Origin of the sequence: Pseudomonas sp. NIBRBAC000502773 (assembly GCF_006517195.1) — a bacterium.
GTDB lineage: Bacteria > Pseudomonadota > Gammaproteobacteria > Pseudomonadales > Pseudomonadaceae > Aquipseudomonas > Aquipseudomonas marginalis.
Genome location: NZ_CP041189.1, coordinates 4,681,381 through 4,692,695 on the forward strand (window position 1 = coordinate 4,681,381; position 11,315 = coordinate 4,692,695).

General features: G+C 62.0%; 9 protein-coding genes. 1 reads left to right on the top strand and 8 read right to left on the bottom strand.

What is annotated here, in order from left to right:
* Positions 1-237 precede the first annotated feature (237 nt).
* The 8 genes from NIBR502773_RS21585 to NIBR502773_RS21620 form a co-directional block, all read right to left on the bottom strand.
* Entirely contained in the window at positions 238-2,100 is a 1,863-nt protein-coding gene (locus tag NIBR502773_RS21585; RefSeq protein WP_141156893.1) for an FAD/NAD(P)-binding protein, read from the bottom strand.
* 90 nt (positions 2,101-2,190) lie between these two features.
* Positions 2,191-3,615, bottom strand: a complete 1,425-nt coding sequence (locus NIBR502773_RS21590; RefSeq protein ID WP_141156894.1) for a gamma-aminobutyraldehyde dehydrogenase — start codon at positions 3,613-3,615, stop codon at positions 2,191-2,193.
* Positions 3,616-3,784: 169 nt separating this feature from the next.
* Positions 3,785-4,594, bottom strand: coding sequence for an ABC transporter permease (locus NIBR502773_RS21595; protein WP_065938730.1), 810 nt, complete (start codon positions 4,592-4,594; stop codon positions 3,785-3,787).
* Entirely contained in the window at positions 4,584-5,513 is a 930-nt protein-coding gene (locus NIBR502773_RS21600; protein ID WP_115485730.1) for an ABC transporter permease, read from the bottom strand. Before NIBR502773_RS21600 ends, NIBR502773_RS21595 begins: the two co-directional genes overlap by 11 nt.
* A 1-nt stretch (position 5,514) precedes the next feature.
* Entirely contained in the window at positions 5,515-6,549 is a 1,035-nt protein-coding gene (locus NIBR502773_RS21605) for an ABC transporter ATP-binding protein (RefSeq protein ID WP_065938731.1), read from the bottom strand.
* 137 nt (positions 6,550-6,686) lie between these two features.
* Positions 6,687-7,838 (bottom strand): putative ABC transporter substrate-binding protein YdcS, encoded by a 1,152-nt coding sequence (ydcS, locus tag NIBR502773_RS21610; RefSeq protein ID WP_065926496.1) that lies wholly within the window; start codon positions 7,836-7,838, stop codon positions 6,687-6,689.
* Between the two features lie 71 nt (positions 7,839-7,909).
* Entirely contained in the window at positions 7,910-9,367 is a 1,458-nt protein-coding gene (locus tag NIBR502773_RS21615) for a gamma-aminobutyraldehyde dehydrogenase (RefSeq protein WP_177414172.1), read from the bottom strand.
* 132 nt (positions 9,368-9,499) lie between these two features.
* On the bottom strand, positions 9,500-10,411 hold the full coding sequence (locus NIBR502773_RS21620; protein WP_115485732.1) for a LysR family transcriptional regulator: 912 nt from the start codon (positions 10,409-10,411) through the stop codon (positions 9,500-9,502).
* Between the two features lie 168 nt (positions 10,412-10,579).
* Here NIBR502773_RS21620 and NIBR502773_RS21625 point away from each other — a divergent pair, with 168 nt between their 5' ends.
* On the top strand, positions 10,580-11,287 hold the full coding sequence (locus NIBR502773_RS21625; protein ID WP_065938734.1) for a tellurite resistance TerB family protein: 708 nt from the start codon (positions 10,580-10,582) through the stop codon (positions 11,285-11,287).
* Positions 11,288-11,315: the final 28 nt, after the last annotated feature.

Below are 11,315 nucleotides of genomic sequence, written 5' to 3' on the forward strand. Positions count from 1 at the left end.
ATTACGGTTCGGACATGCCTTCGGCCAAACGCAACGGACATTAAACAGACGCCGGATAGCTTAAGCGGTTCGATGACGTAGGAAAATTGATTGATGGCGGGGTGATAGCATTGCAAATGCGACAAGACATTTCCGGCGCTCTGAGTGGACACATTACCCACCAATTATGAAGATCCAAGTGTGGGAGGGGGCAATCCCCTCCCACATTTGGTTTTGTATTGCCTGTCAGAGTGTCTTTCAGGCCACTTCGACCACAGCCCTATACGCCTCGTCAATCGCTGCATGGGCATACGCGCTCCACGCCGCATCCGAGTTGGCGATGCTCACATGCCCCACCGGCTTGCGTGCCAGGTTCATCAGCGCTTCACTCTCGTCGGCCTGATCAAACAGACTGTTGGAGAAATAGGCATAGCCATGGGACCAGCGATTCACCGTGATTCCCAGGATGTCAGTCTCATGATTGAACCCGCCCGGGCCGAGCATGCGTTGCAGTTGGTCGCGCAACTGCACTTCCAGTTGTTCGAATGTCTGCCCATACAAGCGTCCGCGTCCGGCCCGCGCCTGGTCGCGGGCGTTCATGCCGCTGTTGGGGCTGGTGGGCACGTAAACCATATGCAGGCCAATCGGCTGCGTCGGGTCGCGCGGGTGGTCGTAGCCGCCCATGCTCACCGGATAGTCCAGCTTGATCCGACTGTACGGCTGGGTCGCCGCATAAATTTCATGCACCCCCAGTTTCTGGAACGACTGCCAATTGCGGATCACCACCTTGGTGTACACCAGCGGGAACTTCACGTTCTGGCTCAGGGCATGGGCCTGGGGAGCCGACAGGTCTTTCAACAGGTACGGAATCATCATGTTGTAACAGGCCAGGATGCAGCGCTTGCCACGCACTTGGGCGAGTTGCCCGCCACGACTGTAGCCGATGTGCACGCCATCCCCTGCGTTGCGCACACTGACCGCTGTGCTGTTCAAGCGCAGCCGCACCGGCGCCTTGGGTTGATCGAGCCTGGCGTAGTCAAAGGCTGCCAGCACGATGTCGTCCATGGTATGCCCCGGTGCCACGCCCGGGATCAGGCTGCGCACCAGCAACCGTGCCACTGACGCGTTGCCATCCGGGAAGTGATAGATGTAGGGCTCTTCCATCTCTGCCGCCGCTTCTTCGCTGATGGGCGCCAGGTTCATTCCGCCAAAGCCTGGGAACCCTACGTTGTAGGCGTCGGATGACGCCACCGCGTCAATGCTCAAGGCCATGAAGTCATTGGTGCGGCTCTGAAAGTACTTCACCGCGCCTTCGGATAAACCGACGTTTTTAAGTAGGAAATCGCGATAGCTGGTGGCCGCCAGGTAGTCGGCTTTTTCCTTGGCGGTCTTGCCCGGCAGGTAGTCCTTGGGCGCCGTGTGCAGCTCGATCAACGCCTGGCGGTCAGCGAGTGGCAATGGGAAGTCATTGATGAAGTCGCTGATCGAGCGCGCATGCAGTTGGTCCGGCGCGATGTCGTCGGCGACCATCGGCGTCGGGTCGCCGGTGACCAGTTTGTCTTCGCCGAAGTTTTCCTTGTCGAAGAACACCCCGCGCGACAGGCCCAGGCCCGGATAGAACTGGCGGTCGAAGGCGGTCTCGAAGCGCTTGATATTCACCCCGAGTTTTTTCAGCAGGCCATTCACCTGTTTGCTGAACAAATGGTTGGGCGATTGGAACGCCTCGCTGCCGCCGTAGCCGATGATCATGCGGCCACCGGCCTGGAACTCATTGCGCTTGGCGTGGCCGCCGAAGTCGTCGTGGTTTTCCAGGATCAGGATTTTTGCCTTGGGGTGCTTCTCACGGTAGAACCAGGCCGCCGACAAACCGCTCAGGCCACCGCCGACCACCACCAGGTCGTAGTCCTCGGAGATCGGCAATTTTTCGCTGTTGAAGACCTTCTTTTCCCAGCCCATCTGGTGTGCCACTTCGAACGAGCCGACGTGGCTGCCGCGCAGGCCGGTGAGGGCGGGGGGGTAGTAGCGGCCATCCGGAGCGGCCTGGAGGATCTGCAGCGGGGTCATGCCGGCAGCAATCGTGATGGCGACGCCGTTGAGGAAGTCGCGGCGGGTGATGTCCATGGGGGGAACCTGAAGTTTATTGTTATGAGGCCCCGGCAGGCGCCGGCGTTGTGATGAGGGCGCCGGTTCCTGCAAAGGGTGCGACGGCGATCAGTGCTTGAACATCACATGCCGAACCGTGGTGTAGTCCTCCAAGCCATACATGGACATATCCTTGCCATACCCCGACAGTTTCTGACCGCCGTGGGGCATTTCGCTGACGAGCATGAAATGGGTGTTTACCCAGGTGCAGCCGTACTGCAAACGCGCGGCCAGGCGATGGGCGCGTCCTACGTCGGCGGTCCATACCGACGACGCCAACCCGTAGTCCGAATCATTGGCCCAGCCCAGTACCTGCACCTCATCGGTGAACTTGGTCACCGACACCACCGGCCCGAACACCTCGCGGCGCACGATTTCATCGTCCTGTTGCGCATCGGCGAGTACGGTCGGCTCAAAGAAGAAACCATTGCCTTCCACCGCCTTGCCACCGGTGACCAGGCGGATATGCGGCTGCGCCACGGCGCGTTCGACAAACCCGGCAACCCGGTCGCGGTGTTGCGCGGTGATCAACGGGCCCAGCTCAGTGGCCGGGTCATCCTGCAAGCCATATTTGATGCTGGCGACCGCCGCGCCGAGCTTCTCCACAAACGCATCGTAGATGTCCGCCTGCGCATAAATCCGGCACGCTGCGGTGCAGTCCTGGCCGGCATTGTAGAAGCCGAAGGTACGAATGCCTTCCACCGCTGCATCGATATCCGCATCGTTGAAGATGATCACGGGCGCCTTGCCGCCCAGCTCCATATGCATGCGCTTCACGCTGTCGGCGGTGCTGGAGATGATATTCGCGCCGGTGGCGATGGAGCCGGTCAGCGACACCATGCGCACTTTCGGGTGGTTCACCAGCGGACTGCCCACGGTAGGCCCACGGCCGAACACCAGGTTGAGTACTCCGGCCGGGAAAATCTCCGACGCCAACTCGACCATCCGCAACGCGGTCAGCGGGGTTTGCTCCGACGGCTTGAGCACCACGGTATTGCCCGCGGCCAGGGCCGGTGCGATTTTCCAGGCGACCATCATCAGTGGGTAGTTCCACGGCGCGATGGACGCGATCACGCCCACCGGGTCGCGACGGATCATCGAGGTGTGGCCGGGCAAGTATTCACCACCGGCCGAACCGCTCATGCATCGGCTGGCACCGGCGAAGAAGCGGAACACGTCGGCAATTGCCGGGATCTCGTCGTTCAGCGCGGCGCTGTAGGGCTTGCCGCAGTTGTCCGATTCCAGCTTGGCCAGTTCTTCGCCGTGGGCTTCGATCACGTCGGCCAGTTTCAGCAGCAACAGCGAGCGATCCTTGGGCGCGGTTTGCGACCAGCCTTCGAAGGCCGCATCGGCGGCGCGCACGGCGGCGTCGACCTGGGCTTCGCTGGCTTCTTTGATTTCCACCAGCACGCGGCCCAATGCCGGGTTGAACACCGCTTGCGCCGGGCCTTCGCCTTCGACCAGATGGCCGTTGATCAAGAGTTTGGTTTGCATGGTTCAGTCCTCCAAAAAGCGATCGTTATGTCACTGAATAAACCGGCTCTAAATGTGGGAGGGGGCTTGCTCCCGATGACAGTCTTTCAGTCACATCATCTACAACTGACACACTGCTATCGGGAGCAAGCCCCCTCCCACATTTGAGCTCGGTGTCTTCAATAAAAAATTATTTACCACCGCTCCCCGCCACGCTTTCACCACCGCGGGTCAGGTAATAGGCACCCAGGATCGGGAACATCGTCACCAGCATCACCAGCATCGCGACCACATTGGTCACCGGCACATCCCGTGGCCGGCTCAATTGGTTGAGCAACCACAGCGGCAACGTACGTTCGTGGCCGGCGGTGAAGGTGGTGACGATGATTTCGTCGAACGACAGCGCAAACGCCAGCATGCCGCCGGCCAGCAGCGCCGAGCCGAGGTTGGGCATGATGATGTAGCGGAAGGTCTGCCAGCCGTCGGCGCCCAGGTCCATCGAGGCTTCGATCAGGCTGTGGGACGTACGGCGCAGGCGGGCGATGACGTTGTTGTAGACGATCACCACGCAGAACGTCGCGTGGCCGACGATGATGGTGAACATCCCCGGCTCGATGCCTAATGTCTTGAACGTCGCCAGCAGCGCAATACCGGTGATGATCCCCGGCAGCGCAATCGGCAGGATCAACATCAGCGACACGCCTTGCTTGCCAAAGAACTCGCGGCGATACAGCGCCGCCGAGGCCAGGGTGCCCAGCACCATGGCAATCAGGGTGGCGATGGCGGCGATCTGCAACGACAGCTTGATCGCCTCCAGCACATCCGGCCGGGCGAAGGCCACGCTGAACCACTTCAGGGTAAAGCCCTGGGGCGGAAAGCTGAACGCGGCTTCTTCGGTGTTGAAGGCGTAGAGGAAGATGATCAGGATCGGGAAGTGCAGGAATACCAACCCGCCCCAGGCTGCGATCTTCAAGCTTAATGATGATTTCTCAGAGTGCATCGAAGGCCCCCAGGCGTTTGACGATGGAGAGGTAAACCGCGATCAGCACGATCGGCACCAGGGTGAACGCCGCGGCCATGGGCATATTGCCGATGGCGCCTTGCTGGGCGTAGACCATGCCGCCGACGAAGTACCCCGGCGGTCCCACCAGTTGCGGCACGATGAAATCGCCCAGGGTCAGCGAAAACGTGAAGATCGAACCGGCGGCAATCCCCGGCACCGACAGCGGCAGGATTACCTGCATGAAGGTCTGGCGCGGCTTGGCGCCGAGGTCGGCGGAGGCTTGCAGCAACGACGGCGGCAAGCGCTCCAGGGACGCCTGGATCGGCAGGATCATAAAGGGCAGCCAGATATAGACGAACACCATGAAGCGCCCCAGGTGCGAGGTGCTCAAGGTGCTGCCGCCCACGCCGGGAATGCCCAGCACGAACTGCAACACCGGTTCCAGGCCCAGGTGCTGCACGAACCACTGCGCCACGCCGCCCTTGGCCAGCAGCAACGTCCAGGCATACGCCTTGACGATGTAGCTGGCCCACATCGGCATCATCACCGCGATATAGAAGAACGCCTTGGTCTTGCCCGTGGTGTAGCGCGCCATGTAGTAGGCGATCGGGAAGGCGACGATGGCGCTGGCGATCGACACCACGATCGCCATGCCCAGGGTGCGCAGGATGATGTCGAAGTTCGACGGCTGGAACAGCGCGGCGAAGTTGGCCAGAGTCAGGTCCGGGGTGACCGCCATGGTGAAGTCGTCAAAGGTATAGAAGCCTTGCCACAGCAGGGTCAGCAGCGAACCCAGGTAGATCGCGCCGAACCAGATCAGCGGCGGAACCAGCAGCATCGCCAGGTACAGGTTGGGCTTGCGGTACAGCAGGTTGGAAAACCTGCGCATCGGCGGTTGGGAAGGGGCCAGGCTCATGTCACACCTCGCCTGCGCGGTCAGTCAGCGGCGTCATGGCTTCTCGCGCCCAACGGGCGGTGATGGACTGGCCGACCTGATGGCCGCTGCTGATGTCCAGCCACTGGTTGTTGGCCTGGCTGATGTTCAGCGCCTGGCCGTTTTCCAGTTTCAGCTCATAGCGGGTGGCGCTGCCCTGGTACTGGATGTCGTGCAGCAAGCCGCTGATTTCCACTTCGCCGGCGCCCAGCGGGCCCTCGGCAAAACGCACATGTTCCGGACGGATCGAGAACGGCTGCGGGCTGCCGCTGAGGCGTTGGGCCAACTCGCCGCGAATCACGTTGGAGGTGCCGACGAATTCGGCGACGAACGCGGTGGCCGGTTTCATGTACAGGTTGCGCGGGGTGTCGACCTGTTCGATGCGGCCCTTGTTGAACACCGCCACACGGTCGGACATCGACAGCGCTTCGGTCTGGTCGTGGGTCACGAAGATAAAGGTGATGCCGAGCTGGCGTTGCAGCTTCTTCAGCTCGCTTTGCATCTGTTCGCGCAGCTTGAGGTCGAGGGCGCCCAAGGGTTCATCGAGCAGCAACACACGGGGGCGATTGACCAGGGCACGGGCCAGGGCTACCCGTTGGCGTTGGCCGCCGGAGAGTTGCACCGGCTTGCGCTCGCCGTAGCCACCGAGTGCGACCATTCCCAAGGCTTCTTCGGCGCGGTTGAGGCGTTCGGTCTTGCCCACGCCTTTGACCTTGAGGCCATAGGCGACGTTATCGCGCACGTTCATATGGGGGAACAGTGCGTAATCCTGGAATACCGTGTTTACGTCACGCTGATACGGCGGCAAGCCAGCGGCTTCCTCGCCATGAATGCGGATCGAGCCTGCGCTCGGCTGCTCGAAACCGGCGATCAGGCGCAGGCAGGTGGTCTTGCCCGAGCCGGATGGGCCGAGCATGGAAAAGAACTCGCCGTCCTGGATATCGATGGAAACCCGGTCAACGGCTTTCACTTCGCCGAACTGACGGGAAACGTGGGTGAATTGGACTGCAAGCGTCATGGTGCGGTGCTCCAAAAAGGCGCGGGTGGTCGCAGCGCCCGGCCTGGACTGCTGAAAAAACAAAACATCCGTGAATGCGGTCGATGTGGGAGGGGGCAAGCCTCCTCCCACAGGGGATCTATGCCGTCTGCATGGTCTTAGCGGCCGCCCATGATCGCGATGTAGTCCTGGGTCCAGCGACTGTATGGCACGAACTTGCCGCCCTCGGCCTGCGGGGTTTTCCAGAAGGCGATCTTGTCGAACTGGTCGAAGCCGTTGGTCTTGCAACCCTCGGCGCCGAGCAGTTCGCTTTCCTTGCAGGCTGCGGGCACCGCCGGCAGCGAGCCGAACCAGGCGGCGACATCGCCCTGGACTTTGGGCTGCAGCGACCAGTCCATCCACTTGTAGGCGCAATTCGGGTGTTTGGCCTCGCTGTGCAGCATGGTGGTGTCGGCCCAGCCGGTGGCGCCTTCCTTGGGAATGGTCGAAGCAATCGGCTGCTTCTCGTTTTGCAGGCCGTTGACCTGATACGGCCAGGCGCTGGAGGCCACCACGCCTTCGTTCTTGAAGTCGCTCATTTGCACGGTGGTGTCATGCCAGTAGCGGTGGATCAACGGCTGCTGCGCGCGCAACAGGTCGAGCACGGCCTTGTACTGGGTTTCGGTCAGTTCATAGGGGCTCTGGATCCCCAGTTCCGGCTGGGTGCTCTTGAGGTACAGCGCCGCATCGGCGATGTAGATCGGACCGTCATAGGCCTGCACACGACCTTTGTTCGGCTTGCCGTCCGGCAGGTTTTGCGCATCGAACAGCACATTCCAGCTGGTGGGCGCGGTCTTGAACACGGTGGTGTTGTACATCAGCACGTTCGGCCCCCACTGGTACGGGGTGCCGTAGGTCTGCTGGCCCACCACGTACCACGGCGCATCCTTGAGGCGCGGGTCGATGTTCTTCCAGTTGGGGATCAACGCCGTGTTGATCGGCTGCACACGCTTGCCGACGATCAATCGCAGCGACGCATCCCCGGACGCGGTGACCAGGTCATAACCGCCCTTGGCCATCAAACTGACCATTTCGTCAGAAGTGGCGGCGGTTTTCACATTGACCTTGCAGCCGGTCTCCTTCTCGAAGCCTGTGACCCAGTCGTAGGCCTTGTCGCTTTCGCCACGTTCGATATAGCCGGGCCAGGCGACGATATCCAGCTGGCCTTCACCAGCGCCCACCGCCTTGAGCGGTTCGGCGGCCTGGATACTGACGCTGGCCAGCAGCGCGGTGGTCAAGGCACTGAGCAGTGCGGTCTTATGCGCAGACATGGGGATTCCCTCTTCTTTAATTATGGTCGGGGCAGTGTGTGAAGCCGTGACGCATGAGCTTAGTTGTTGTTTTAAAGATGCTGGCCGTGGCGGGCCATGATGTGGCGCACCACGCTGTAGTCCTGTAGCGAATCGCTGGACAGATCTTTCCCATACCCCGAGCGCTTCAAGCCGCCGTGGGGCATTTCGCTGACCAGCATGAAATGGCTGTTGATCCAGGTGCAGCCGTATTGCAGGCGCGCGGCGACCTGCATGGCCTTGTCCAGGTTCTGGGTCCAGACGGAGGAGGCCAGGCCGTATTCGGAATCGTTGGCCCAGTCCACCGCCTGTTCCAGTTCGTCGAAGCGGGTCACGGTGACCACCGGGCCGAACACTTCGCGCTGGACGATTTCATCGTTCTGCTTGCAACCGGCGAGCAGCGTCGGCTGGTAATAGAAGCCGGCCCCGGAATGCACGGCCGCGCCGGTGACCCGCTCGATATGCGGCTGGCCCAGGGCGCGCTCGACAAAGCTGGCCACGCGGTCGCGCTGGCGCGTGCTGATCAGCGGGCCGAGTTCGTTATCGGCATCGCGCTTGCCGGCGAAGCGCAGGCTGCTGACGGCTGCGCCCAGTTCGGCGACCAATTTGTCGTGGATGCCCGCCTGGGCGTAGATGCGGCACGCCGCGGTGCAGTCCTGGCCGGCGTTGTAGTAACCGTAGGCACGTACGCCTTCGACCACGGCTTGCAGGTCGGCATCGTTGCACACGATCACCGGCGCCTTGCCGCCCAATTCCAGGTGTGTGCGCTTGAGAGTCTTGGAGGCGGCCTGCAGGATTTTCTGGCCGGTGACGATGTCGCCGGTCAGCGAGACCATGCGCACCTTGGGGTGGCTGACCAAATGGCTGCCCACGCCCTCACCGCCACCGCACAGAATGTTGATGACCCCGCGTGGTAACACGTCCTTCAGGACCGGGGCCAATGCGAGGATTGACAGCGGCGTGTGTTCCGACGGCTTGAACACCAGGGTATTACCGGCCGCCAGCGCCGGAGCGATCTTCCACGCGGCCATCATCAGCGGGTAGTTCCACGGCGCAATCGAGGCCACCACGCCAATCGGATCGCGGCGCACCATGCTGGTGTAGCCCGGCAGGTATTCGCCGCTGAGCTGGCCGGTCTGGCAGCGCACGGCGCCGGCGAAGAAGCGGAACACATCGATGGTGGCGCTCAAGTCGTCCTGGCGTGCCAGGTGCAACGGCTTGCCGCAGTTCAGCGATTCCAGGCGGGCGAGGTAGTCGGCGTGTTTCTCGATGGCGTCGGCGATGCCCAGCAGGACGTTCGAGCGTTGTTGCGGCGTGGTCCGCGACCAGCCGGCAAAAGCGCGGTGTGCGGCGAGGATCGCACTTTCGACCTGCTCGGTGCTGGCCTCGGCGATCTGGGTGAGCACTTCGCCGGTGGCCGGGTTGAGGATCGGCTCGGCAACGCCCTGGCCCTGGACCAGTTCGCCGTCGATCAGCAACGCAGTGAGCAGCGGGGTGGGCGCGCCGGACATTTTTCGTGAACTCTTTTCTTGTGTGGTCATGGGCGTTCTCTTACAAGGCGCCTGACCTTCTCTTATGGATAGACAGAGACTAGAGGTCAGGCGCGAGGTCAACAAATACTAAATACTGAATGCAGCATTCGATTAAATAGATGGCTTGCGTGGGTGTGGTTGTTCCCGCGCCACGGTGAGGAACGGATCCACCAAGGCCGGCCGCGCGGTGCCCCGACGCCAGGCCAGGCCGACGTCCAGGGTCTGGCTGAGGTCGGCAATCGGCCGCGCTTCAATAATGTCGCCCTCCAGGGACCAGGGGCGGTAGGTCATGTCCGGTTGGATCGACACGCCCAGGCCCGCGGCCACCAGGCTGCGCACCGCCTCGGTGGAGGCGGTGCGCAGGGTCACGCGCGGCTGCAGGCCGGCAGCGGCCCACAGGCGCTGGGCGTTATGCCCCATTTCGTCGACATTCAACTGAATCAACGGCTCCCTTGCCACGTCGGCGAGGTTGATGCTGTCGTGCTCCAGCAGCGGGTGTTGCGCCGGCAGCCACAGGCGGTGGGGCGAGTGGGTGAGGACTTCGGTCTGCAGGGCGTGGCGGTCTTCCAGGTTGGAGAGGATCAGTACGCCCACATCGATTTCACCGCTGACCAGCAAATGCTCGATATACGGGCGTTCGTCTTCCATCACGCGGATCTCCACGTTGGGGTAGGCGCGCTGGAAGCGGGTGAGCAAATCCGCCAGGTAGTAGCCGGCGACCAGGCTGGTCACACCGATGATCAACTGCCCGGCGACCTGGTCGGTGCTCTGTTGCAGGCTGCGCTTGGCATTGTCGACGGTGGCGAGGATCAAGTGCGCCTGGCGCAGGAACTGATGGCCCTGGTGCGTGAGGGTCATGCCCTTGGCGTGCCGGTTGAACAGGGTGACGCCGATTTCCTGCTCCAGTTGCTGGATCGCCAGGGTCAGGGTGGACTGGGAAATGAACGCGGTCTGCGCGGCGGCGGAGATCGAGCCGGTCTCGGCCACGGCGATAAAATGCCGGATTTGACGCAAGGTCATCATGCTGGAATTACCAGTGGGGTGTTTTTATAGATTTGTCCGAGTGTATATCGGTTTTAGCGAAGGGCAGTGGCGTTACATCTGGAAGCACTCTAGATCGCGGCTTTTTGGCACTTAGTTTTACGCTGAGGGCCTATTGGTCCTATGAACCCTAGTGTCTGGAGGCTACGAATGAATACCCGTGGATTGCTCGATCAGTTGCTCAAGTCCGGCCAGGACATGTTGCAGAATAAAACCGGCGGCCAGCGCAAGCAGGACGATAAAGGCGCCCTCGGCGGGCTGCTCGGCGGCGGCGGTCTGGGCAGCCTGCTCGGCGGTGCGGGCGGTGGCGCCCTGGCGGCGGGGGCGATGGGCCTGTTGCTGGGCAACAAGAAGGCGCGCAAGTTTGGCGGCAAAGCCCTGACCTATGGCGGGCTGGCCGCGTTGGGCGTGATTGCCTACAAAGCCTACGGCAACTGGCAAGCGAAGCAGGCCAACGCTCCTCAGGGCGAACCGCAAACCATCGACCGCCTGCCACCGGCCCAGGTCGAGCAGCACAGCCAGGGGATCCTCAAGGCATTGGTCGCCGCCGCCAAGGCCGACGGCCATGTGGATGAACGCGAGCGCGCACTGATCGAAGGTGAATTCACCAAGCTGGACAACGACCGCGAACTTCAAAGCTGGCTGCACGCCGAGCTGAACAAGCCGCTGGACCCGGCCGACGTCGCCCGCGCCGCCGGCACCCCGGAAATGGCCGCCGAGATGTACATCGCCAGCGTGATGCTGGTGGATGAGGAGAACTTTATGGAAAAGGCGTATCTGGACGAATTGGCCCGCCAACTCAAGCTCGAACCGGGCTTGAAGCTGGAACTGGAAAAGCAGGTACGGCTTAACCAGTAACCAACGGGGCCGGGCAAATCCAACCTGT